Source organism: uncultured Bacteroides sp. (genome assembly GCF_910586915.1).
Classification (GTDB): Bacteria; Bacteroidota; Bacteroidia; order Bacteroidales; family Bacteroidaceae; genus Bacteroides.
The window spans coordinates 294,748-320,375 of record NZ_CAJULN010000001.1 but is presented as its reverse complement, the minus strand read 5'-3'; the positions used below and the strand labels follow the sequence as shown (position 1 = coordinate 320,375).

The following is a 25,628-nucleotide window of genomic DNA, read 5'->3' as shown; positions in this document are numbered from 1 at the left end:
GTTTTTTTGTCCGATAGTAAAACAAATGTCAGAACAAGTCTTGACTATTACACTTTATGCTATAAATCTAATTCATATATTTCTTTTATGTAATTATTTATCTCTGTATCAGATTTTAATGATAGAATTTTTTCTTCTTGTTCGTCTGAAAGCTCTATGAGTCCAAAGTTTTTCACATAATTTTTAGCAAGTGCAAAATAATTACTACCATATGGTTTGCTTGTATGTTTTATGTAGTACCAAAAAACTTCAGAACGTAATATTTTCTGTAAAACTTTCAGTTCCTGTAAGTCGTTACAAACTATTGCATATCCATTATAAAATAGTAAGTCTTTATCTTCTGATATAACAAAATATGGATATTCTGCGATATATGGAAATAACAATTTATATCCACTAATATTTATAGCCTGTGTTCGTCCAAAAGCAAACCATTGTTCATATTCTCTTTTTCCTTTATCCCTTTGTGCCAATACAGATCTATGATGCAATAAATATTTGTATGCGTATGGATATTGTTTTTTTAAAACATCTTCTTCCATTACTTTTACAGTTCCATTTAGAACAGAATAAGGAAACAATAATCTCTCAATCTTATTTGATATCTCTTTCTCCGATTTCAAAGTGTTTGGCTTTATGACATTTCTACAGATGTCCTTTTCAATTTTGAAAATCTCTCCTAATTTATTTTGAGAATAATAGAACTCAGCATCTTCGTTAATTACAGTCAAAATAAAAACATCATTTTTCAAAGTTGCAAAACCATTCTTTATATCAAAAGTCTTTCCTAATGGCTTTCCTGTAGACTCTATCTTTCGTATATTCAATGCGATTGAATCATCTTGCAATAGCCACCCTTTTTCATTATCTAATTTTTTGTAATCAAGGCAACAATAACTATCATTTATAATATTATTTAAAGATCTACTCGATGCTTTACAATAAGACACATTCCCTTTCAGCTTATTTATAAAGCAAATACATGTATATGTTGATCTACCTCTAAAAACTTGTTCCGAGCCAAAATCTATTATTTTAAAGCTATATTCATTAGCAGACATATATGAACGAAATGCTCTGCCATTAACACTACGATAGAAATTATTTACGGTAATATATCCAAGTACACCACCTTTTTTCAAACATTCTAATGCTATCTGAAAAAATGGAATGTATAAGTCTGTTTTACCTGTTTTTGTCACAGACCATCTTGATAAATATTGGCGACTTTCATCTGTTATTTTAGAAGCTCCAACATATGGAGGGTTACCTATGACAATATCAAAACCATTATTCAAATTATATATCGGAATGGTAGTCCAATCGAAATTTAATGAATTCCCACAGAAAAGATTAAAAGTGAAATCTTCTATATCTTCTCCATTCTGAATAGCATATAAAGTTAATAGAATTTTTGTGCGTTCTATGCTATATTCTTCAATGTCAACACCATATAAATGATTATATATATCATAGTATGTCGTATCTATCTTATTTTTAAGATACTCTGCTATAGATATAAAAAAACCGCCACAACCACATGAAATATCAGCTATTCTCAAATTCCGCCAATCATCCAAAGGGAAATTATCAAAGCAACCTTGAACAATAAACTCACGAACATATTGAGGAGTATAAACAGCTCCATTTACCTCTTTTTCCGCAGGAGAAATAACAAATTCAAATAGTTCTATAAGATTTTCAATATTATATTCAAGATCCAACTTTGATAGAAGTTTCACAAATGATACAAAGGATTGGTATTCTCTCCCTTCTGATTCTTCTATAATATATTTTTTGATAAAGAGGTTGTTATTTACCTTAATTTCATTGATATGTATGTAGGATGTAACAAGCAACCTATTTATACTTGTTACATCCTTAGAGAAATGCTTGAAAAACGAAGATATTTGTGGTCTCATCACTGAATGTATGTAGGATATATGGTATTTATATTATAATCATTATGAGCCTTAGGATCAAAGATTCCCTTTAAATACGGATCTACAATACGTGATTGTGCCTTTTTTATTAGTTGACAATATCTTTCATTAGCCAATAATGAATTCACAAACTTATATACTTTTTTGTCATAGAAGTTAGCTAAAATAAAGTTTATCACAAGAAATATGTCCATTGGAGGATGAGGGACTCTCGGCATTCCTATATATAATGTATCTGGACTATTCAGACTTATATCTGCAAGTTTACCCCCAGCTTGGAAATGGAATACCGGATGAGAATAGCGATCATTCCCCTTTGTTATATGCCTATCTAAATGCCAACAATATTGGTATTTATCACGGTTCTTATATCCATATATTACTATATCCAAATTATAATCTCCAATATATATAATACCCCCATTGTCTTGGTAGTGTACCTTATTGTTTATGATTAATGTTACTTTATCAACATCTGGATGAATTTTCTTTATTTTTTTATTAATATCAAATGACAAATTTTGGATGTCATAAAAACAATTTTTTGATGACGCTAAACTATTAATTGCGTTTTGAATTGGTGTAGTGTCAATTAATTTTGCAAAATCTTCTTCAGATTCTATAAGACTAACAAGTTCTTCTAGGTCATTCTTTATCTCATTCTTCATCTTTTGCAATATTTTTAGCTATTTTTCTTATTGCTTGCCTATCACTTGCATCTAATTTCTTTAGCCATAATGGTGCAACATTAAGTACTCCATATGCACTCACAAATTCTTTTTCTTGCCAAGGGAAATTTCGTTGCGCACGGGCATCAAAGCCATCAATATTAGGATCTATAGCAATATGCGTAATCTTACATATACTCCAAAACATATCACTCTGTGCATATTCGGCTATTTGTATAGGAATTAAATCTGTTATGTTTAATTTGTCTTTTATTATCTTAACTCGGTCATTTGCCGATAATAAACGTAATGAATCAGAAGATATTGTTTTCAATATTTGTTCAATACCAAACCACCACCATCTTCTATAGACATCTGATAAAATCCCGTTATATTGATATTGCTTCAAATAGTCAAGAACTTTATCCCAATCCTTGGATTTTTTAGATATGCCTAATCTTGCGGACAAAACATCTTCTCCAATTAAAGGACCGATAGAACGTAATAATTCATAATGAATAAATCTACATATAGCATATACATTTGTTTTTGTATGTGCCATATTTATTTGCTCTTTAAATCTATAATCTAATTCTTTCCATTGTACATTAGAAATCTTTAAGATTTTTGTTATATTAAATGCTTGTTCTTCAATCTCTTTATATGCCTTAATAAATGAGTCAATCCTTTTGCAATATTTTTCAATTTCTTTAGAAAAGTTTTCTTTTGAAACACAAAAATCAAATAAATCTTGACTAGTATAGTCTGCATTAAATGATTCTGTAATAACTTTCTGTGATGACACTAAAATTATTGGTACATTAAAGCCAGTACTTCTTAATGTTTGAGCGACTGTAGGGGCATTATATAATTTATTAGCATTCTTTTCTCTGTTTGCTGTTAACTTGTAGTCAAATATTAATGCATCATATTCACCAATTGATATTTTAGACAATGTTTCTTCTAAAGAAGATGGTTTATATGCATCTACATCATAACCATAACTCCTAAGTTCTGCGACCTTAGTTTCTGGATTTAAATCTTCTAAGTATAAAATTTTATAAGCCATATTTTTCAAAATCTTTATCGTCCAACATAGGTATTTCAACTCTTATACATGTATTGAATTGATTTTTTGGAGAAGTTACAAATATCCTCCCTTTATAACTTTCAACAATATCTTTTACAATTTTTAACCCTAGTCCGGTGCCTAGAACTGCATTTACAGAATCAATATCTTCATAATTCATCGCTGAAGTGGTAGTAAAGAACTCGTCAAAAATTCGTTCTTCATATTCTTCAGGAATTCCAATGCCATTATCTGAAAATTCTAGATATATCATTTTTTCAGAAACTCCACATTCAATACCTATTATTCCTTTTTCCCCTTTCCTATAAATTGCTTTCTTAGAATTAGTATAGAAATTAAATAATATTGAAGACCATTCTGAAGAATGCATTGGTCTAGTAAATAATAGCACGCCATTATATTGAGGAGTCAAAAAGGTTATATTACTTTTTTGACAATCTGCACTAATTGACGATATAAATTCATCAACAACTGTTCGAATTTCAATAGGGGTTAATTCTCTTACTACATTATTTGACATTATATTATTAAAATATGATGTGTATGTATGAAATTCTGAAAAATTTCGTTCTAATGTAAGCAAACGTTCCTGTACAATATTGTTGCCTTTGAGTTCCTCTGATAAAAAGTTTATATCTGATTTTATATTTACTAAATAGTATTTAATCTCGTGTATAAATTGCCCAATTGTTAAGCCAATACTACTAAGCACCCTTAACATGGATTTTTCTTGAAAGGTTCTTTCCCTTTCTTCTTTCTGTAATTTCTTTAACCTCAAAAATTCAGCCTTTGCTTCACTAAATTTCTTTTTAGCTTTTTTCGTATTAACAGCTCCAATTATTTCATCATCCCATAATTTGTCTAGTTCTTCTATAGTTGTAGCAATATTGTTAATCGTTATTTCAATTTTTTCATAATGAGTTTTGTCATATTTTTTTTGGTTGGATACGATTTTAATATTTCGTATCTCTGCAATACGTACAACAGCTGTTAATATCGATCTATAGATGAAGTTCTGTAATTGAACAAATGCTTCATTCTCTATAATTCCTTCTCTACTGGAAGTCTCTTGAAATAAATTATTTTCATCTGTTATTTCAACGAATCCAAAGAAATTAATATTGGCATGCACGGGCAAAAGAGTTCTTCGGCGTGTAGATGCATCTAATTTCAACCAATCGTTTCCAGGTTCTGCATAAGGCAAGACCCTAAATCCATTACGATACAATTTAATACCACCAGCTTGAGACGCTAATTTTTGAATAGCTGTCTCATGCATCTTGGGAATTAAATTTGTTTTGTATATAAAATAATACACTCTAAATTTAACTCCTCTAAGTTTGTCAAAAGGAATATTGATATTATTAGAATCATTACCAATACAGAATTCTTCATCTATGTCAAGTTTATCACTTGAGATGTGAATTTTACCAATACCAGTTTCATCTATTTCCCCATCAAATATAGCGGTTGCGTAATCATAAACATTTAGTTGTTTCTCTTGTATTTCTTCAGAGATATCATTGTCTATTTTTGATATAGACACTTTAAATTCCTCTTTCTTAGACAATTCTTCTGAAAGAGAAAATGGTTGTATTATTTCTGATATATACTTGTAAATTCTTTTAATAGAGGCCTTGCTCCATTTGTCGGTTAAATTATCAATAATAAGAATTGTTCCAGGCTGGGGCATTGGTGCTATTTCTTTTATCTTATTAGTTATAGAAAATAAATCTACATCATTAATATAACTATCCCAGTCAATTTCCAATTCATATGCAATTGACAGATTATCTTTAGATTGTGTTCTAATACATAACTTCTTTCCTAATCTTTGAACAGCAAAACGTCCAATACCTTTTTGTCCAGCTCTACTTCTATTAAAAACTGGTGAAAATTTATGGTGAATTTTAGTTGTAGAAGATATACGCATAAAGCCATTAATCAATTCATCCCTTGACATACCAATGCCATTGTCTGATATCGTTAATGTTCCACCTAAATCATTTGAATCCTTAAATTCCAATTTTACATATGTTGCATCAGCATCATATGCATTTTTAATTAATTCAGAAACTGCTGTTTCTTGTTTGGCAACAAGTTCACTTCCCAATCTATCAATTACACCTGCATCAACAGAAAAGCGAACATTATCTTTATCGAACTTAATGAGTTCACTAGATAAAGATAGAATTGCACTATAGTCTAAGTATTCTTGACTTAGAAGATGTGATAACTTTTCTTTTACTTCAGATTCAGTCATATCTTTGTTGTTTATTTTTCAACTCTAAACCACACATCTTGTTTATTATTTGTATTATCTTCGTGTTATCCGATCTAGAATGTTACATATTAATATTATTTTATTTTTGCAGCCTATCTATTAACACAGAGCGAACAACCTCATACCCCTCTTGAGGATTAAAGTTTTCATCAGGACGAAGCAATTGTTGAGTATCTCCCAAAAACTCTTCATCTTGCATCTTGTCTTCCATGTTAATAATAAACTCCTTATATGTAGGAATATGATCAACCACGAAATCCATATATTGATGATAGCATTTCAGCACATTATCAATATTAAGATCTTTGGTTGTCAAAGCTTTATATAAATCATACAAGTCTCTTCCTTTTCGTCTCTGATATAGTGCTCTAAGTTTTGTACCTACAAGTTCGTCTAGTTGGTAAGTAAGAACATTACATTCTCCTTGATACCATTTATTTGAAACAGAAAATGGAACTTCCTGCATAGGTAATACATTAAAATGCTCTTTGCAATTTATTTCCACTTTCAAATGAATAGGTACAACGGGAGGTATTTCAGATTCCATCCTAAATATCAAAGTGTTATTGTTTTTCTTCTGCTTCACCTTTGGTTCTCCAAGAAAAGATAATGCTTCTCTAATATGATCATATGTTTCTTTAATAGGTTCCGCTTTAATCTGAACCAAGTCAATATCCTCACTATAACGAGGTTGTGGCGAAAGATATAGCTTGTGCAGAGCTGTACCACCACGAAATGCAAGATGAGAAGCCAAGTACTCATCTTTATAAATTTCAGTTAAGGCTCTACATATAAGCAAATCTTGTTCTACCTGTTCTGATTCTGTCCAGGGAACAATTTCATTCCATTCTCTAATCGCAAATTCGGGTATCATTCGTCTATTTCTATTTCTTGGTTAATAATTATTTTCCATTTCTTGTCAATCTCACAATCTTCTGTTGATTTACCAATTTTGAATGGAACATTTCTCGTTGTTAAGGAAAGAGGGAACTTGGATTTAAATATATCTGCAAGATCTTCTCTTTCTAGAACGGATTCTAATATATATCCTAATCTTTGATAAATAGGGGTCGGTGCAAGGTCGAAGAAATCTTTATTTAATTTGTCAAAATCAATACTATCGACTAATTCGTTTAGGACAGTACAAACCCTATTTAAACCTCCGATGTGTTTTTCATTTTCTATTAAATCTATGGCTGTCAATTCTGGAGATGCCACTTTCACATAACCAGATTGAGCCTTATGGCTTCTTATATACTTCTCAGGAATATTTTTCTTAGAGAAGAAAAGAATAGATGTACCTGTTTTGACTGTATTTCTCAATTTAGGAGCCTCAGTCATAACAGAAAAGGTTTGCGCCCTTTGATGTGATGCTCCATAGAAAGATGCAGCATTAAGCAAACTGACATAATACTTCTTGTTCAAGAATGACATTAATGCGTCAATGTAAAATACAGGTGGTATAATTGCTTTTAGGGCAAATTCAATTGGCATGATAACATAAAACCCCTTCCAAGGAGAAATAATTTTCTTCTTTATAGTTAGGCGATATAAAGAGGTTCTTACATAGGCATCACCAAATTGAGGAAAGTTCTTTTTAACATCCTCAATAGTGAAAGTGTAATAACCTCTCATTACCTTTTCATCAATCCAATCTGATATACTATAATCTTGCTGTTTCATATATTCTGCAATACGATTGCAAATATAATCAATTTCTGATGATTATCGCAAGTTCATTGCAGATTATTTTGTTCTGCTTGGTAATATTTGTCATTCCTCTCACTTTTTAATGTTATAAACAGATTAATTTCACTCTTATTTCTCATATACAAACCTTCCAATACCTTTTCTCTTATTCTACTCGCTTCATAGGTGTTCAACCTAAACGCGAGGGAAATAACTACTTCAAGATTGTAGAATGTAGCCCAACTTTTAGGAATAGCCAAATCGCATCGTTGAGTTGTTGACAAGTTAAGCGTTCCATTTTTGTATATCGCTCTGATGGCGGATTGGAGTGTCGGGGCTATCACCCCGAACAACTCCACCAATTCCATTTCGGACATCCAAACATTACCGCTTGGGATACTCACTCTACCGTTTTCGCTAATTGTTACAATAGCTCGTTTCATACCTATACATAATTAAATGGCAAATCTTCCGCTTACTCTATCCTCAAACATTGATATATCGTGTTCAAGCTTGGTATTGGTTACTTTGGCGTAAATCTGTGTTGTGGTAATATTCGTATGTCCGAGAATCTTGCTTACACTCTCTATTGGCATTCCATAGTTCAAGGCTAACACTGCGAATGTGTGCCTACTCAGATGGAACGAAGTTCGCTTCTCGATACCGCATAATTTAGCCACTTCTTTTATGCGTTTGTTTATAGTGTCGTGGCTACCGATATTAAATAGATTGTTGCTTATTCTGTATGGCTCATATCGCTTGATAATCTGCATAGGTATATCCATCAACTTGATTTGGAACGGTACGCCTGTCTTTTGTCGCTTTGATACAATCCAAGGAGAACCACCCAACATTGTGATATTCTCCGTTGTCAAATTCTTAATGTCAATGAATGATATTCCCGTCCAACAACCGAATACGAATAAGTCCCTTGCCAACTCCAAGTCGGGATTGTTCAATTCAATAGTTGTAAAGGCTTGCAACTCATCTTCGGTTAGAAAACCTCTCTCCTTATGGTCGGGGTCAACCTTATATTGGGCAAATGGGTTGCGTGCAATCTTGCCATTATAGTGAGCAGTGGTTACAATGTGCTTCAATGGTATGGAGTATATCCACACTGATGACCGAGCTAATCCAACATCATTTCTCAGATACAAGCAATAATCACGGATAAAATCCTCTGTTAGTTCATTCATCGCAATATCGGTACGTTTGTAGTGTACTTTGATAAACTCGGCAAGATATTTCCTTACGGTGAGGTACTTTTGATATGTACTCAAAGAACGATCCTTGCCAACTCGTTTGGCAAAGGCTTCGTTCTCCTTGTCAAATGCTCGGAGCAATGTTTCATACTCCGTTCCGAAGCCTTGATAGGCGTTGCGTACCATTTCGGCAGTTACAAATGCTTCTCTATCCGAAATTCGTTGGTAGTGCTTGATGATTTGAGCCTTGATATTATCCAAAGCCAAATTGATGTCTCTCGATTCTTTGCTCTTGCCTTTGGCTCGGTTGCCTTTCGCATCCCATAGGTCTTTGTGGATGCTCTGCTTGCAACTGAATTGAGCCACAGAACCGTTGATTGTCACTCGTCCCATAATAGGAACAATACCGTTTTTCTCTTTGCTTCCGTTCACGTAGAACAGCACCTTAAATGTACTTCGCATAATCTAATCTTTTTTTGTTACAAAATTAGTTATCAGCGAGTTATACATTGATATGCAAACTGACGCAGAACGGTGAAACGTGACGACACAAAGAAAAACTTTACTACATAATCAGGTAATGACTTGGCAACCATTCTATTTCATTACCTTGCGTTTCTTTGCTAAATTGCCATCGTTACTATTTCTGAGGTTTTCTGTTTAATGCGTTATGGCTCAGTTCAAAACGCAGAAATTCACCTTTTTTGCTCCGAGAACCGTAATTTTTCGCCAAAAAGCCTTATCGCGTCAAGCGGCTCCATCGTTCCACCCGCAAACTGGTATAACGCTTTGCCTTCCTTGAAAATCACAGAATAAGGTACAAGTCGGTCGTCAAGCATAAAAGAGATTCTTTCGACCGGATAATTAAATGCCAAAGAATCGACCTTCATACTTGTAGAGTCGTTCGAAATCAATTCCTGCACCATTATGGAAAGAAAGAAGAAAATTAAAATTGTTCTCATTTATTAATACTCCGCATATTTAATTCAACATTGACATAAGCTCTATAGCACCATACACTATAAAAAAATATTAAATCAGTAATATCTGCGTTTTATTTTTCGTTTGCAGTATATAAAAGGATAAATCAAAAACGCAACAATATATTATTTTTCACCATAATTATATGCCATTTCATCATTTTTATTGAATTATTCATTCTTATTCCATTCCAACGAAATCAAACGATTGGCAGCACGCAAATTATCATCCAAATAGCCATCCGGTATTTCCTCTCGCCGAATATTCTTTTCAGCTAAAGGATAATAGATGTTGTAAATATACCGGTTCTCAATGGAGGCTTTCGCATAAGCATAAAACTCATCGGAAACAGGATGCTGGCAACGGTAATCTTCTAAGAAACTTAGTTGGGAATCTCTGTATTTCTCGGCAGCCTGTTTGTGCTGCAATATGTCATTACCTGTTTCGTATAATTTAGGCCAATTGCGGACTGCCCTAAACTGTTGGAAAGAATAATTGTAATGAGAAGTGTTTTTCCCGGAAAACTCAAAAAGCGGTCTCCCTTCGTCATCCTTTTTTACGACAAAGGAGACAGAATCGCCGAGAGTCATAAATACAGGCAACATCAAGCTACCGGGAGTTGCCAACAAGGCTACCTGAGGTGTTTTGCTCTCAATTTTTTCTACATACATATTACCCTTTTTAGCAATATCCTTATAAAAAGGAAAAGACTGATTAAACTCACTATATTCGAAAGGATTGGGTTTATACTGTATGCCCAACTCTTTTATATCAGGGCCTTCAATGGAGCCTACAAGTTGTATCTTTTCTGCGTTTTGAGAAAATATGGGCAAGACAACAAATAACAAGCTAAATAAAACCGATGTTTTCATATTCTTCCATTTCAAATGATGCCGCAGATTTCTTTTATTTGCCCTGCAACTTTAGCAAGATTATCACACATACAATATATTATTTTCCCGTTTGCATCAGCGTGTTACCTGACACCCGGGTCTCAGCATCATCAACACCCGGGTCTTAACCTATCCGACACCCGGGTCTCGAAAGTGCTGACACCCGGGTGTCACACAGGTATTCATTGCAGCAAAGAAAAATTTCTCTTGCATGAAAACAAAAACAGGAATGTATCGGAGTTCAGCCTCCCCTGCTGAAAGAGCGAAACGGATACACGCACAAGAGAGGGAGAAACTTCAACTTTACTTCCCCTTTCTTTGTTCTTTCTACAGGAATGTGTTATTTTTGCATACTCCCATGAATATGAGGACGAAAGAAAAAAAGAAGTAGTATGGAAAAAGTGAAAAGAATCCCTTATGGAGTTTCCAACTTTGTGGAAGTGGTGGAGCAGAACCAATATTATGTCGACAAAACGATGTATCTGCCGTTGCTGGAAGAGCAGCCCAGCAACCTGTTCTTTATCCGACCGCGCCGGTTCGGCAAGAGCATCTTTCTGAGTATGCTCCGGGCCTACTACGACATTGCCCAAAAGGACAAGTTCGGGAAAAGGTTCGGCAAGCTGTGGATAGGCAGCCGCCCCACGCCGTTGCAAGGAACTTTTCAGATACTCTTCCTCGACTTCTCACGGGTGGGAGGACTTGACAGGACGCTTGCTGAAAACTTCGACGATTATTGTTGCGGGGGGCTGGACGATTTCGCTTCCATTTACGAGCCTTACTATTATCCCGGTTTCGAGCAGGAGATGAAAGCACAGTACGGCACTACCAACAAGCTGAATTTCCTCGAACGAAAAGCACGCAATAACAGCGCCAAGCTCTATCTGATAGTGGACGAGTACGACAACTTCACCAACGTAGTGCTCAACGAACAGGGCGACGAGGTATATCATGCCCTGACACACGCCAGCGGATTTTACCGCGAGGTATTCAAGAAATTCAAAGGAATGTTCGAACGCATCTTCATGACCGGAGTCAGCCCCGTGACATTGGACGACCTCACCAGTGGATTCAACATCGGCTGGAATATCAGCACCCAACATCAGTTCAACATGATGTTGGGATTCAGCGAGACAGATGTGCGCGAAATGCTCCGGTACTATAAGGAGGCCGGACAGTTGCCCGACAATGCGGACATAGACGCGATGATAGAGGAAATGCGACCGTGGTATGACAACTATTGTTTTGCCGAAGAGAGCCTGGAGCGCGACCCGAAGATGTTCAATTGTGACATGGTGCTTTACTATTTGCGCAATTACATGGATTTGGGCAAATCGCCTAAAGAGATGATAGACCCCAATACCCGTACCGACTACAACAAGATGAAGAAACTCATCCGTTTGGACAGACTGGACGGTAACCGCAAGGGCGTATTGCGAAAGATTATCGAAGAAGGACAGATTGTCACCACGCTGACGACTACATTCCCCGCAACCGACATCACCAAACCGGAGATTTTCCCAAGTCTGCTCTTCTATTACGGTATGCTTACCATCACCGCCACGCGCGGACAACGTATGGTGCTAAGCATACCCAACAACAATGTGCGTAAGCAGTATTACGAATTCCTATTGGAAGAATATCAGAACAAGGAACATATCAATCTAAATGATTTGGAAGACCTGTTTGACGATATGGCTTACGAAGGCCATTGGCGCGAAACATTGGAGTTTATCGCCCAAGCCTACAAGGAGAACTCTTCTGTGCGCAGTGCCATCGAAGGCGAGCGCAACCTGCAAGGCTTCTTCACCGCCTACCTGAGCACGAACGCTTACTATCTGATAGCGCCCGAAGTGGAATTGAACCACGGCTATTGCGACCTCTTCCTGATGCCCGACCTGATGCGATATGACGTGAAGCACAGCTACATCATCGAACTGAAATACCTCGCCGCGAAGGAAACGGAAACGAAAGCCGAAGCACAGTGGAAGGAAGCGGTGGAACAGATAAAGAAATATGCCGATGGACCTAAAGTACAACGAATGGTGCACGGAACAGAACTGCACTGCATCGTCATGCAGTTTCGGGGATGGGAGCTGGAGCGGATGGAAGAGGTATGATGCTACGAAGATGGCTAAATTCTTATGTTTCACTCCGAGACAACAGAAGTAGCAGAGGGCCTTCTCCTCTTCGGACAGGGCGACATACGTCGTTGCCAGCCAGTTTTCAGCATATCGCCGTAAAGAATATCCATAAGGGCAAACAGGCAATGCCAATCTGCAACCGTCAGCCGGAAGTTTGCCAACTTATGAATATTCTTACTCATACATTTCGTTCCTTTTATTTCGGCTGCATCGTGAGACGGATATATCCGTTCTTCGACTGTTCCTTCAAGGCTATTCCGATACGGGTATAGGCAGGAGCATTCACCTCGATGGTTTCGGAAGTAAATGCAACCTTTCCGGAGGCTTCGACGCTTACCACCATCTGTTCCGTACCGGCGGTGAGCAACAGGTGTGTATCGTCCATGATTTTCCAGTCGGCTTGTGTTGTGATGGCTGTTTCGAATCGGACGGGTGCATGAGCGGTGAATTCGTCGCCGACGGTAAAGCTGCCTTCACCCTGACGGCTGTAGACGAATGTACGAATCAGTTTATCCAGATTGGGGGTAGAATAAGCTGATGTGTAATCAATGCTGAACAAATCCTTTTCTTCCGTAAACTCTTTTTTAAGTACAACGGCACTCGCCTTTTTGCCGGCCGACTGCCATTGGCCGTCTACCACAGGAACAGGATGTCCGAAGGAACCTTTGATTTTATATTTCACAGGAGCTTCCGCACCGAAATAATCGCCGGGATAGGAGAAAGGCCCTCCCTGATCGCCTGCCATCGTAGTACTTCCTAAAGCGACGGCATACGAACCGATATCGTTGTGATTGTGATTCTCGGCATTATTACCGCCTTTGACCGACACCGCCATCCGGCAAGAACTGCCGCCAGCAGGACGGGATACCAAGATTCCCGCCTGCTCGTAGTAAGCACGCAGGCTGCCGGATTCTTCCTGCATCGCACGGCGAATGTCGTCCGTCAACTCCATCTGCCACACTTGGCGGGGAAACAATTCGATGAGATAAAGCGAGAAATTGCCGCTTGCGGGAAGTTTGTATTTTTCCTCGGCAACGGTCGCACCCAACGCACGGTCGCAATAGTCGAGAATGAACTTATCGGGAGAAAGCCCGATGCGGCAGTCGGAATAAGCCGGACAGACACCTTCGTTCATTTGTATCTTCTTACCATATTGTGCAATGCGCACAAATTTGGGAGTGCGGAAGAAGTCTATCTTGCCCTGTGTGGCACGGCACACCTCCTCACGGAGCAGAATATAAGCGCGGAAACCATAATTGTAGTAACCCACACCCTCGCTGCAATACCCGTCGTCGGCATAACCTTTCATCCCGTACACATTGTATTTCTCGGCAGCAGCAACGAAGTAGGCACGCTCTTCCTTATCAGCTAATAGCGTAAGGGCGGCTCCGGTAACGCCCGCCAGGCACACCGAGTTCCAATTGTTCGTCATCGTAAACCACCAAAAAGGTTTTGTCTCCTCCAGACAACGGTGTATGGGACGGAACACCTTCTCGCGGAAGGCACACTGCACACGGGCTTTCACCTCCGGCGACAGACGGTCGTCGAGCATGGCGACACACTGCGCAATCCCGTTGCCGGCTGTGGCAACCACGAGGTCGACATAGTAATCCTTACCATAATAATTATTCAGGTTGCGGTCGTGAGCGGGAATCGACCAAGAATTCTGGTTGCAGAGGTCTGTCAAAGCCTTTTCGATGGCAGGAATATAACGCCGCTTGTTCTCCAGACATTCGGCAAGCGTCAGCCGAAAGAGATAACGATAGCGGGCGTTCATCATGTTTTCACCCGGCAACCGGACGTTGGTCTTATTCAAGTGCAAGTATAAAGAATCGACGAAAAGAGGCATACCTTTTTTCAGCAATGCAGGTGCTTCTTCCTTCAGCAGTTTTTCCGCTCCACGGCTCTCTTTCACTTTGTTCCAGAAAGCACGGTCTTTATAGGAAACAACCATCCCTTCCGGCTTGTCGGGCAGCATGGCAGCGATTTCACGGATACGGCTTTGCGGGATATTCGCATTTTGTTTCGAGGCCTCCTGTGCCATACGGTAAACTTCCGTCCCTGCCAACAGGAAAGCACCCGGACCATACACTTCGGTCATATCGGGAGTCACCTTTTTGGGGTCGGCACCGATAGGCTGCACATATCCTAATTTTCCGTCTTCTCCCACAGCCGACACTAAGGCTTGCCAGCCTTTTTCCACCACAGGCAGAAATTCCTCCTTCGGCAAAAGCCCCTCGTTGATTCCATAGGCAAGAGCGTAAACAAAGAAGCCGCTACAGCTCGTCTCAGGCGACGGATAGGAAGCAGGGTCAAGCAGACTTGCGTGCCAGAAGCCGTCTTTTCCCTGCAACGGGGCGATGCGGCGACACAACTTCTGGAATAACTCCTGATAGAACGGACGGTATTTGCTCTTGGCGGGAAGTTCGCGCAGCATCTCTACAAGTCCTCCGAGCACCCAGCCGTTGCCACGACCCCAAAACACCTTTGCACCATTGGCTTCTTTCATCGTAAAATAGCGATGGTCGCGGAAGAAAAGGTTTTCGTCCTTGTCAAACAGGAAATCGTAAGTAGCCTTATATTCCTTATCCATGAAACGGATGAACTTCTTGTCGCCTGTGAGATTGTAGAGTTTCAGATAAACAGGAGGTGCCATGAACAAGGCGTCACACCAGGTCCAATGCTCCAGTGTACTCGCATCGCCATAGTTCAGTTCGAACGAACCGGAAGAAGGATTGGCAACCACCCACTCGGCACGTGCCTGTGTGGGAATGAGCATATTTTTTCTTTTGTATTTCTCGTACATATACAAGTACATCTGCGACACACAGATGTCGTCGGCATGATACATCCGTTTGTCTACCTGCCAGTAGTTGCGGTTTCCCAGGCGTAGCAGCCATTTATAGTACGAATCGTCGTTGTCTGCCTCTTCGGCTATCGCAGCCCAGTGGACAAGTCCCAAATGAAAAGTGGCATTCACCCAGTTAAGGTCGCCGTAAATAGCTTTGTTGTAGTAGGCAATCTGCCAGTCGGCAACACGCCGCATCGACTGCTTCACTTCCGATTTAACTAATGTCTGCGCCACTATCGTACACAGACAGCCCGTACATAGGACAAGGGTTAAAAATAATTTCTTCATTGCATGATGTTATTTATAGGATTTGTTTTTCATCAATCGGCAAAACTGTCAGTCATTTCCAAGAATATCAGAAATCTGAGGTAAAAATACGAAGTGTTCAATGCAACATACAATAAAATAGCTCTTAAAAAGAGCATTTACAATATCGTGGAAAATAGAGGTACATATTATGGACAAATTACGCATATCGCCAATACCTCAAGACAAACCTTCCGAATACGGCTTCTCAACAAACATTCCGGCAGGCATATCCCTATTCATCGAGCCTGAGAAACGACGCACATACACATATTGTCCGAAAGACCTGCCCTTATTTTCCATAAAGACTCAATATCCATTTGTTATAACCCAAAGCATCCTTCACATTAATTCATAAACTATACGTTTGCGTCACACTTATCAATCAATATTAATTAAAACAGAAATAATGAAAGGCACGAAAAGAATCATCACATTATTCGCACTCCTTACTGCCATCTCCTTCTCATCTTCCGCACAGGAAACAAAGAAAGAGATTCCTTTGAAATATGGAGCCACCAACGAAGGCAAGCGTCAAGACCCTGCCATGCAAAAATTCCGCGACAACCGCCTGGGAGTGTTTATACACTGGGGACTCTATGCCATCCCCGGAGGAGAATGGAACGGGAAAGTTTACAATGGTGCCGCCGAATGGCTGAAAAGCTGGGCAAAAGTTCCCTCCGACGAGTGGATGCAACTGATGGACCAATGGAACCCAACTCGGTTTGATGCAAAGAAATGGGCGAAAACGGCAAAAGAGATGGGCGCCAAGTACGTAAAAATTACCACCAAGCACCATGAAGGTTTCTGTTTGTGGCCGAGTAAATACACCTCGTACACAGTGGCCAATACTCCTTGCAAGCGCGATTTGTTGGGAGAAATGGTGAAAGCCTACAACGACGAAGGTATCGACGTGCATTTTTACTTCTCCGTGATGGACTGGAGTCATCCCGATTATCGCTACAGCATCAAATCGGCAGCAGACAGTATCGCCTTCAGCCGCTTCCTGACGTTTACTGACAATCAGTTGAAAGAACTTGCCACGCGCTATCCGACAGTGAAAGACTTTTGGTTTGATGGCACATGGGACGCCAGCATCAAGCAAAACGGCTGGTGGACGGCTCATGTGGAACAGATGTTGAAAGAGATGCTCCCGGGCGTGACCATCAACAGCCACCTGCGTGCGGACGACAACGGAAAACGTCATTTCGACAGCAACGGCCGCCTGATGGGCGATTATGAGTCGGGCTACGAACGCCGCCTGCCCGACCCGGTGAAAGACCTGAAAGTGACACAATGGGACTGGGAAGCCTGCATGACCATCCCCGAAAACCAATGGGGATACCACAAAGACTGGTCGTTGAGCTACGTCAAGACCCCGATAGAAGTCATCGACCGCATCGTGCACGCCGTTTCGATGGGTGGCAATATGGTGGTGAATTTCGGTCCTAAAGGTGACGGCGATTTCCGTCCGGAAGAGAAAGAACTGGCTACCGCCATCGGCAAATGGATGGAACGGTACGGAGAAGCCGTGTATGCCTGCGACTATGCCGGATTCGAGAAACAGGATTGGGGATACTACACACGCGGTAAAAACGGAGAAGTGTATATGATTGTATTCAATCAGCCTTACAGCAAGCAACTGATTGTGAAAACTCCCAAAGGGGTATCTGTTGAAAAGGCTTCACTGATGGGCACAAAGGAAAATATCAAAGTAGTGGAAACAGCCCGGAACGAATATAATGTTTCCGTACCTAAGAAAAATCCGTCCGAACCCTACGTCATCCGGCTTCAAATTCAAACAAACAAAGGCTCTAAAGGAAGCTACCGTGATGCTTTAACATAAACCCAAAGAAGATTAAAACATGAAAACCAGATTTGTATTCATCTTATTGATATTATTCGGACAGTTCTTTTCTCTTGCTGCCCGCGAAGTAACCTCCTTCAACGAAGGATGGTCATTCAAACGTGGTCCTTTTTCAGAAGAACCGTCCCAAGCCGCTGCTCAATGGAATGGGAAATGGGAAACTGTAACCCTGCCCCACACATGGAATGCCAAAGATATGCAGGTTAAAACAGCCTCCTTCTATGCGGGCACAGGGTATTACAAGAAAACACAATTCTTCGGTAAAGACTTGCAAGGGAAACGTGTTTTTCTTCGCTTCGAGGGCGTAGGCACAAACACCGAAGTGTATGTCAATGGCAAACTTGTCGGAACCCACAAAGGAGGTTACAGTGCTTTTGCCTTTGAAATCGGCACTGCCCTGAAATTGGGTACCGAGAATGAGATTTTGGTAAAAGCGGACAATGCCTCACGTCCGGACGTCATCCCCGTAAACCACAGCCTGTTTGGTGTATATGGCGGTATTTACCGCCCGGTATGGCTTATCGTAACAGAGCAAAACAATATCACCGTTACCGACTGTGCATCTCCGGGAGTATACATCACGCAAAAGAACGTATCGAAACATTCGGCCGACATCCGCATAAAAGTAAAGCTGGACAACGGTAGCCTTACCCCCGCCAACCTCGTGCTGGAAAACAGTCTCTATACACAGGAAGGAAAAAAAGTAACCTCCCAGCGTCTGCCTTTGGTACTTACTCCGCAAGGCACACAGACCTATGTCTCTACTCTCAAACTGAATAAGCCCCATCTTTGGCAAGGGCGCAAAGACCCTTATTTGTATAAGGTCGTTTCGCGTCTGTTGGCGGATGGAGAAGTCATTGACGAGGTTATCCAACCTTTAGGTGTACGTAAATACGAGATAGTTGCCGGAAAAGGTTTCTACCTGAACGGCGAAAAATATCCCATGTATGGCGTAACCCGCCATCAGGACTGGTGGGAACTGGGAAGTGCGCTCTCTAACAAAGAGCATGATTTCGACCTGGAACAAACCATGGACATCGGCGCTACTACCGTCCGTTTTGCCCACTACCAGCAATCGGATTATCTCTATTCCCGTTGCGACTCGTTGGGACTGGTGATTTGGGCTGAAATCCCGTTTGTCAACCGTGTGACAGGATATGAATCTGAAAACGCACAGTCTCAACTCCGCGAAATGATTCGCCAGAGTTTCAACCATCCCTCCATCTACGTATGGGGACTGCACAACGAAGTGTATCATCCCCACGAATACACCTCCGGACTGACACAGACTCTTCACGACTTGGCAAAGACGGAAGACCCCGACCGCTTTACAGTAGCAGTAAACGGCTACGGCCATGCCGATCATGCAATAAACCAAAACACGGATATTCAGGGAATGAACCGATATTTCGGATGGTACGAGAAAAAAATACAAGACATCGAACCGTGGGTGAAAAACCTGGAAGAAAAATATCCGTGGCAAAAACTGATGTTGACCGAATACGGTGCGGATGCTAACCTAACGCACCAAACCGAATACCTCGGCGATGCCCTGAACTGGGGCAAACCGTTTTATCCGGAAACATTCCAAACCAAAACTCACGAATACCAGTGGGGCGTCATCGCACAGCATCCTTATATCATCGCGTCCTATCTTTGGAATATGTTCGACTTTGCCGTTCCCATGTGGAGCCGTGGCGGCGTACCTGCCCGCAACTTGAAGGGGCTGATAACTTTCGACCGGAAAACAAAGAAAGACTCCTACTACTGGTACAAAGCCAACTGGAGTGAATCTCCGGTTCTCTACCTTACCCAGCGCCGCAATACCGACCGCGAACGTAAACAGACTTCTGTGACCGTATATTCCAACATCGGTACTCCGAAGGTGTATCTAAACGGACAAGAACTGAACGGTATCCGCAAGGGATATACCGACGTACATTATGTTTTCGACAATGTTGTATTGCAACAGGGAGAAAACATCATCAAAGCCGTCACGACACACAACGGAAAAGAGTACACGGATGAAATTAAATGGAACTACACGGGAGAAAAAAGACGAAATGCCGATTCAAGCGAAAACAAGCACGAGCATTCGGGATGGTAACCCCCTGCACAAGAGAATAAACAACATAGTATATTAACATTCTAAAAAACAATGCCTATGAAGTAAACCTACACCAATCAATAAATAGTATGTTTTTAACACTTAAATAATTATCTAAATAACTTATGGAAATCAGAAAATATTTTTTCTTTATTTTTTTTAGTCTCTTTGCCTTAGGAATAGCAGCGCAAAGCGGCACGGAAAAGATTAGTATTTCTTTTCAGAATATCCCGTTAAAAGATGCAATGGAGCAAATAGAAAAAGTCTCCAAGTACACCTTTTCGTATGATGTGACAGAAACGGACATCAAACAACAAGTCAGCCTGAGCGTCCAGAATGAGGAAATACGTCTGGCACTATGCACAATGTTTGAACCAACGAATGTTGCGTTCCGCTTTCAAAAACAGCAGATTATACTATCGACCAAAGAAGTTGAGAATGTAAAGAAAGGAAAAAGCAAAAACATTACCGGTATCGTTAAAGATGAAACGGGAGAACCGATAATCGGAGCTACCGTATTGGTAAAAGGAACCATCAACGGTGCATTGACCGATATTGATGGTAAGTACTCTATTCAAGCCAAAGAGGGTGAAACACTGGAGTTTCGCTACATCGGCTATAAGAGTCTTGAACAGAAAGTAAAAAAAGAGAATGTCATGAACGTCACGTTGGCAGAGTCTAATATAAATCTGGACGACGTTGTGGTTGTAGGTTACGGACAGCAGAAGAAAGAGAGCGTAGTAGCATCGGTCAACTCGCTGAAACCGGCAGACATTGCCATACCAACCCGAAGTCTGGCAAACTCAATTTCCGGACAAATAGCCGGTGTAATTGCCATTCAGCGTAGTGGAGAACCTGGCAATGACGATGCCGCGTTTTGGATTCGCGGTCAAAGTTCGTATGCCGGAGGAACCAATCCATTGGTATTGGTCGACGGAGTGCCACGTGATATGAATGACATTGATGTGGATGAAATCGAATCCTTCTCCGTTCTGAAAGATGCTGCCGCTACTGCCGTGTATGGAGCAGAAGGTGCCAACGGTGTTGTATTGATTACTTCCAAACGTGGTGCCGCCCAAAAGACGAAAGTCAGTTTCAATGCTCAATATAGTGTTGTTACTCCTACTCGTATGCCGGAATTGCTGGATGCATACAATTATCTGTCTCTCTACAACGAAGGAGAATGGAACGAAGCAGGAAATCCCGGTTTCCTTAACGAATATAACGGCAGTTACTCACAGGATATTCTTGAGAAATACCGTACCGGAGCAGACCGTGACCTGTATCCCAGCGTAGACTGGACAGACTTATTGGCAAAAAACACTCACAACCAGCGATATACTATTAACTTCAGAGGTGGTTCGGAAAAGACACGGTTCTTTGTTTCGGGAGCATATTATTCGGAAGACGGTATCTTCCAATCAAATACGGTAGAAGAGTATGATGCCAACATCGGTCTGCAAAGATACAACCTGCGCTCTAACATTGATATGGATATCACATCCACTACCAAGTTGTCTGTGGACATGAGCGGACAGTATAAAACGAAAAACAACCCGAACTATAGTTCCGACGGTATATTCAGTGCTATCACACTGTTCCCGACACATTTGGTTCCGATGTACTATTCCGACGGTTCGCTTGCCGATCCTCAAGGAGCAGCTACCAACCGTTACAACCCGTACAACCTGCTGAACCATTCAGGATATTCAAAAAGATGGGATGCAGCCTTCCAAAGTAAAGTAACCCTGGAACAGAAACTCGATTTTATTACCGACGGACTATCCATCAAGGGAAGCATCAGTTTTGATGCCGATTTCTACTCTACTTCATTGCGTTCAAAAACGGCACGCACCGTCTTTGCAACCGGACGCAACGAAGACAACTCACTGCAATTTATAACAGTCAACGAAGGAAGTAAACTGGGTGATATGTCAGTAACCGCCACCGGTGGAAAGAAAAAAATCTATATTGAAGGTTCATTAAACTATAAACGCACATTTGCCCAAAAGCATGATCTTACTGCTATGGTTTTGTATAACCAGAAAGAGACACAATATATGGGCACTTCATTGCCTTATAGAAAACAGAACGTAGTAGGTCGTGCATCCTACGGTTACGACAGCCGTTATATGTTGGAAGCCAGCTTCGGTGCATCCGGTAGTGAAAACTTCTCGGCAGGACATCGCTGGGGTATTTTCCCTGCTATCGGCGGTGCCTGGTATATCAGCCATGAGAAATTTATGCAGAAAAACAACATCGAAAATGTCATCAGCAAACTGAAACTGAGAGCTTCATATGGTGTTACAGGTAACGACGCTATCAGCGGCGACCGTTTCGCTTATCGCGAACAATTGAGCACAGGCGACTTAGGCTACGACTACGGTATGACGTTAGGTACAAGTGGCGGTAAGGACGGCCCTTCCAAGAACGGTATCGTTGAAGACTTATTTGCCGCTCCCTCATTGACTTGGGAAAAAGAGTACAAGTCGAACTATGGTATCGACTTAGGGCTTTTCCGTGGTCGCGTAGATATCTCTGTAGACTATTTCTCCAACACTCGCGAACAAATCCTGTTGCAACGTAAGACCATCCCTACCGTATTGGGTTATCGGGAGAATCCTTACCAAAATTACGGTAAGACATCCAACAAAGGATTTGACGGAAGTGTCATTCTGAAACAAAGCATCGGAAAGCTGAATCTGTCTGCCAGAGGTAACTTCACATACGCCAAGAATAAAATTACAGAGTATGATGAAATTGAACAAGTAGAAGATTATATGTACTACACCGGCAATCCGATCGGACAACCGAAGGTTTACATCGCCGAAGGACTGTACACTCCCAACGACTTCTATATCACTTCAAACGGACAGGGCGGATATACATACACACTGAAAGAAGGGCTTCCCAAACCTGCGGCAAAGGTAGCTCCCGGCGACATCAAATACAAAGACTTGAACAACGACGGTTCGATTGATGCCAACGATATGGGATATAAAAACGGGCTATACCCCAACAATCCCCAGATTGTCTACGGTTTCGGCCTGAACATCGATTACAAAGGTTTCTTTGCAGGTATCTTCTTCCAGGGAGTTGCAAAAGCATCTACAAACTTGCTGGCAAAAACATCCAACTTCATTCCGTTCTATAACGGTGTAGACAGTTCTTCCGCACGTGCAGAAGCTATGGACCGATGGACAGCCGCCGATCCTTTCAACCAGAATGTCATGTATCCGCGTACGCACGCCAACCGTTTCACCCACAACAACGAAAAAAGTACGTGGTGGTATCGCGATGCCAGCTTCCTGCGTCTGAAGAATGTGGAAGTAGGTTATCAATTTGATAAGAAACTGATTCAAAGACTAAAGATGTCAAACCTGAGAATTTACGTTCAAGGAACCAATCTTGCCGTATGGGATCATATCAAGATGTGGGACCCGGAATTGGGAGACAGTTCATCAGGTTCCAAATATCCGATTTGCGGAACTTGGACTATGGGACTTGAAGTTGCATTTTAATTAAAAACCAAAACAGAATTATGAAAATCAAAAATATACTCTATTCACTCATTGGCTGCGGGTTAATAAACTGTTTTTCTTCCTGTGCAGACTATCTGGACGTATCGAAAGAGTTGGCAGACGTAATCGACAAAGAAGCTGTATTCAACAACAAAGGCTATATGGAAAGATGGCACAAAAACACATTCAACGTCATCTCCGATTACTCTGAAATGGGATTGGGAGTCAATTCCAACACTGGTGCATTCACAGGTGGATGGAACTTGCTGGCCGGTGAAATCACGGCACGTCAGGGCTCTGCTTATACAGCACTGCCCAACGGATTCACATCAAACACGGCTCCTTTCCATCGCTGGTGGAGATGCTACATCTACATTCGCCAAGCCATGATTTTCCTGGAAAATGCAAAACCGCTGGGCGACCCGAATGAAAGCGGCGGCGTTGATTATCTCTCGGAAGAAGACGTGAACAGAATGAAGGCCGAAGCCAAATTCCTGATGGCATACAGCTACTTCTCTTTGTTCGAGCTGTACGGTCCGGTACCCATCGTCACAGAAATTGCCGACCCGGAAGACCAGAATCAGATTGACTATGCACGTGCTCCGGTAGACAAACTTGTGAACCATATCGACCAACTTTTGGAAGAAGTTATCGAATCAGGCTACTTGCCCGAAACAACTTTCAATACAACTCCGACAGACCATACCGACCATAACAACGACAAATACAATTTGGCGGAAATGGTACGTCCCACAAAGGCTACGGCACTGGCACTGAGAGCAAAGTTATGGGTATATGCTGCCTCTCCTCTATTCAACGGAAAATATACGGAAGCACTTAGCCTCACCAATCACGACGGCGAACGTTTATTCCCCGACTACGATCCGGAAAAATGGAAAATCGCCAAAAGAAGATTGGAAGAGTTCCTGAACTTCGCCGAAGAGAAAGGTTATGCACTGTATGAGTCGAAAACAGGTGATGCCAATTTATCCATTTACGAGCTTTACCAGTATTATACCGATGAAATCATCTGGGCAGGACCTTACAACCATTACTACAGCGTCAGCACCAATATGGAGCCACGTACCAATCCGCGAGATTTGTATTCAAGCAATTCATTCGGTAACGTCGGAGTATTTCAGGAAAGCGTAGATGCATTCTTTATGAACAACGGACTTGAAATAGATGACCTGAATAGTGGATACAAAGAGGACGGATTCGGTGACTGGAAAAACGTGTGCAACGAAGACCAACGCACCGACAAGGACATCTACAATATGTATCACAACAGAGAGCCGCGTTTCTATGCAGCCGTCACCTATGAAGGTAAAAGTTGGCACGTACAGCCACAGAACAAAGCCGACTATACGGTAGGATTTGCCAAAGGAGAAGGCAACGACCGCTCGAAGGCGGAAAATCCGTACACAGGCTATATGCTCTACAAATTCAAATACCGCAGTTTGCAGTATTACACCCGTGCGGCAGATTCAGGCAAGAACAGACCTGCCGTAGTCAAACAATGGGCACGCCCGTCTATCCTGCTCCGTCTGGCTGATTTCTATCTGTACTACGCAGAAGTCTGCAACGAAATCGACCCAAGTGATACGAAAGTCATCACTTACCTTGACAAAGTTCGCAAAAGAGCTGGTATCCCCGGCTATCAGGAACTTGCCGACGAAGGCAAGAAGAACATCATCGGCGACCAGGAAAAACAACGCTGGGCAATACAAAGAGAACGCCAGGTAGAGTTGTTCTGCGAAGGACAGCGTTACTTCGACATACGTCGCTGGATGACAGCCGATGATGCCAACAACAAACGCGACCAGCAGTTGTTCCGCACAGGTATGGATATGCAATCTCCTAAGGCAAACCGGATAGGTGCCGGTTCGTTCTACAACCGTGTGAACATCGAAACGAGAGCATGGAACCGTGCTATGTTGTTATATCCGGTGCCATACAACGAAGTACAAAAGAGCAAGCTCTTCGTACAGAACCCATTATGGTAAAATTGATTGTTTGTTGTAAATAAGGGTATCCTTCAACTCACTTTGGACACCCTTATTTGCAACAAACAACTAAATCAGA

17 protein-coding genes are annotated in these 25,628 nt (G+C 41.0%); 5 read left to right on the top strand and 12 right to left on the bottom strand.

Annotated features, from left to right (window positions below; genetic code table 11):
* Positions 1-59 precede the first annotated feature (59 nt).
* The 10 genes from QZ331_RS01100 to QZ331_RS01055 form a co-directional block, all read right to left on the bottom strand.
* The gene (locus QZ331_RS01100) at positions 60-1,922 is read right to left on the bottom strand and encodes an N-6 DNA methylase (protein ID WP_122338969.1); all 1,863 of its coding nucleotides are present in this window, start codon (positions 1,920-1,922) and stop codon (positions 60-62) included.
* Positions 1,922-2,611 (bottom strand): hypothetical protein, encoded by a 690-nt coding sequence (locus tag QZ331_RS01095; RefSeq protein ID WP_294627233.1) that lies wholly within the window; start codon positions 2,609-2,611, stop codon positions 1,922-1,924. The genes QZ331_RS01100 and QZ331_RS01095 overlap by 1 nt, the downstream gene beginning before the upstream one ends.
* Entirely contained in the window at positions 2,601-3,680 is a 1,080-nt protein-coding gene (locus tag QZ331_RS01090; protein ID WP_294627231.1) for a hypothetical protein, read from the bottom strand. Before QZ331_RS01090 ends, QZ331_RS01095 begins: the two co-directional genes overlap by 11 nt.
* Positions 3,670-5,964 carry an ATP-binding protein gene (locus QZ331_RS01085; RefSeq protein ID WP_294627229.1) on the bottom strand — a complete coding sequence of 765 codons (2,295 nt, stop codon included), beginning with the start codon at positions 5,962-5,964 and terminating at the stop codon, positions 3,670-3,672. The genes QZ331_RS01090 and QZ331_RS01085 overlap by 11 nt, the downstream gene beginning before the upstream one ends.
* 100 nt (positions 5,965-6,064) lie before the next feature.
* Positions 6,065-6,859: a nucleotidyl transferase AbiEii/AbiGii toxin family protein gene (locus tag QZ331_RS01080; protein WP_294627227.1), complete on the bottom strand. Its 795-nt coding sequence runs from the start codon at positions 6,857-6,859 to the stop codon at positions 6,065-6,067.
* The gene (locus QZ331_RS01075; RefSeq protein WP_122338974.1) at positions 6,856-7,668 is read right to left on the bottom strand and encodes a type IV toxin-antitoxin system AbiEi family antitoxin; all 813 of its coding nucleotides are present in this window, start codon (positions 7,666-7,668) and stop codon (positions 6,856-6,858) included. The genes QZ331_RS01080 and QZ331_RS01075 overlap by 4 nt, the downstream gene beginning before the upstream one ends.
* Positions 7,669-7,721: 53 nt before the next feature.
* Positions 7,722-8,117, bottom strand: a complete 396-nt coding sequence (locus QZ331_RS01070; RefSeq protein WP_294627223.1) for a hypothetical protein — start codon at positions 8,115-8,117, stop codon at positions 7,722-7,724.
* Between the two features lie 12 nt (positions 8,118-8,129).
* On the bottom strand, positions 8,130-9,338 hold the full coding sequence (locus QZ331_RS01065; protein WP_294627221.1) for a site-specific integrase: 1,209 nt from the start codon (positions 9,336-9,338) through the stop codon (positions 8,130-8,132).
* A gap of 233 nt (positions 9,339-9,571) precedes the next feature.
* Entirely contained in the window at positions 9,572-9,838 is a 267-nt protein-coding gene (locus tag QZ331_RS01060) for a hypothetical protein (RefSeq protein ID WP_294627219.1), read from the bottom strand.
* 189 nt (positions 9,839-10,027) lie between these two features.
* A complete protein-coding gene (locus tag QZ331_RS01055; RefSeq protein WP_294627217.1) occupies positions 10,028-10,729 on the bottom strand; it encodes a hypothetical protein in 702 nt (233 codons plus the stop codon).
* Positions 10,730-11,142: 413 nt separating this feature from the next.
* On the opposite strand from QZ331_RS01055, the gene QZ331_RS01050 reads away from it, so the two are divergent.
* A complete protein-coding gene (locus QZ331_RS01050) occupies positions 11,143-12,867 on the top strand; it encodes an ATP-binding protein (RefSeq protein WP_294627215.1) in 1,725 nt (574 codons plus the stop codon).
* 29 nt (positions 12,868-12,896) lie between these two features.
* Here QZ331_RS01050 and QZ331_RS01045 read toward each other — a convergent pair whose 3' ends face one another.
* Positions 12,897-13,073, bottom strand: a complete 177-nt coding sequence (locus QZ331_RS01045) for a hypothetical protein (RefSeq protein WP_294627213.1) — start codon at positions 13,071-13,073, stop codon at positions 12,897-12,899.
* Positions 13,074-13,087: 14 nt separating this feature from the next.
* Positions 13,088-16,030, bottom strand: coding sequence for a glycoside hydrolase family 88 protein (locus QZ331_RS01040; protein WP_294627211.1), 2,943 nt, complete (start codon positions 16,028-16,030; stop codon positions 13,088-13,090).
* Between the two features lie 427 nt (positions 16,031-16,457).
* Here QZ331_RS01040 and QZ331_RS01035 point away from each other — a divergent pair, with 427 nt between their 5' ends.
* The 4 genes from QZ331_RS01035 (at position 16,458) to QZ331_RS01020 (ending at position 25,549) form a co-directional block, all read left to right on the top strand.
* The gene (locus QZ331_RS01035; RefSeq protein ID WP_294627209.1) at positions 16,458-17,894 is read left to right on the top strand and encodes an alpha-L-fucosidase; all 1,437 of its coding nucleotides are present in this window, start codon (positions 16,458-16,460) and stop codon (positions 17,892-17,894) included.
* Positions 17,895-17,913: 19 nt separating this feature from the next.
* On the top strand, positions 17,914-20,022 hold the full coding sequence (locus tag QZ331_RS01030) for a glycoside hydrolase family 2 TIM barrel-domain containing protein (protein ID WP_294627207.1): 2,109 nt from the start codon (positions 17,914-17,916) through the stop codon (positions 20,020-20,022).
* A gap of 245 nt (positions 20,023-20,267) precedes the next feature.
* Positions 20,268-23,543 carry a TonB-dependent receptor gene (locus QZ331_RS01025; protein WP_294627205.1) on the top strand — a complete coding sequence of 1,092 codons (3,276 nt, stop codon included), beginning with the start codon at positions 20,268-20,270 and terminating at the stop codon, positions 23,541-23,543.
* A 20-nt stretch (positions 23,544-23,563) separates the two neighbouring features.
* Positions 23,564-25,549 carry a RagB/SusD family nutrient uptake outer membrane protein gene (locus QZ331_RS01020; protein ID WP_294627203.1) on the top strand — a complete coding sequence of 662 codons (1,986 nt, stop codon included), beginning with the start codon at positions 23,564-23,566 and terminating at the stop codon, positions 25,547-25,549.
* The last annotated feature ends 79 nt before the right edge of the window (positions 25,550-25,628 follow it).

Bases quoted from the DNA above. Each gene is read 5' to 3' on its own strand.
- QZ331_RS01100 (WP_122338969.1), bottom strand. From the start codon at position 1,922: ATGAGACCACAAATATCTTCGTTTTTCAAGCATTTCTCTAAGGATGTA.
- QZ331_RS01065 (WP_294627221.1), bottom strand. From the start codon at position 9,338: ATGCGAAGTACATTTAAGGTGCTGTTCTACGTGAACGGAAGCAAAGAG.
- QZ331_RS01030 (WP_294627207.1), top strand. From the start codon at position 17,914: ATGAAAACCAGATTTGTATTCATCTTATTGATATTATTCGGACAGTTC.
- QZ331_RS01040 (WP_294627211.1), bottom strand. From the start codon at position 16,030: ATGAAGAAATTATTTTTAACCCTTGTCCTATGTACGGGCTGTCTGTGT.
- QZ331_RS01060 (WP_294627219.1), bottom strand. From the start codon at position 9,838: ATGAGAACAATTTTAATTTTCTTCTTTCTTTCCATAATGGTGCAGGAA.
- QZ331_RS01055 (WP_294627217.1), bottom strand. From the start codon at position 10,729: ATGAAAACATCGGTTTTATTTAGCTTGTTATTTGTTGTCTTGCCCATA.
- QZ331_RS01050 (WP_294627215.1), top strand. From the start codon at position 11,143: ATGGAAAAAGTGAAAAGAATCCCTTATGGAGTTTCCAACTTTGTGGAA.
- QZ331_RS01045 (WP_294627213.1), bottom strand. From the start codon at position 13,073: ATGAGTAAGAATATTCATAAGTTGGCAAACTTCCGGCTGACGGTTGCA.
- QZ331_RS01080 (WP_294627227.1), bottom strand. From the start codon at position 6,859: ATGATACCCGAATTTGCGATTAGAGAATGGAATGAAATTGTTCCCTGG.
- QZ331_RS01020 (WP_294627203.1), top strand. From the start codon at position 23,564: ATGAAAATCAAAAATATACTCTATTCACTCATTGGCTGCGGGTTAATA.
- QZ331_RS01085 (WP_294627229.1), bottom strand. From the start codon at position 5,964: ATGACTGAATCTGAAGTAAAAGAAAAGTTATCACATCTTCTAAGTCAA.
- QZ331_RS01090 (WP_294627231.1), bottom strand. From the start codon at position 3,680: ATGGCTTATAAAATTTTATACTTAGAAGATTTAAATCCAGAAACTAAG.
- QZ331_RS01070 (WP_294627223.1), bottom strand. From the start codon at position 8,117: ATGAAACGAGCTATTGTAACAATTAGCGAAAACGGTAGAGTGAGTATC.
- QZ331_RS01075 (WP_122338974.1), bottom strand. From the start codon at position 7,668: ATGAAACAGCAAGATTATAGTATATCAGATTGGATTGATGAAAAGGTA.
- QZ331_RS01035 (WP_294627209.1), top strand. From the start codon at position 16,458: ATGAAAGGCACGAAAAGAATCATCACATTATTCGCACTCCTTACTGCC.
- QZ331_RS01095 (WP_294627233.1), bottom strand. From the start codon at position 2,611: ATGAAGAATGAGATAAAGAATGACCTAGAAGAACTTGTTAGTCTTATA.
- QZ331_RS01025 (WP_294627205.1), top strand. From the start codon at position 20,268: ATGGAGCAAATAGAAAAAGTCTCCAAGTACACCTTTTCGTATGATGTG.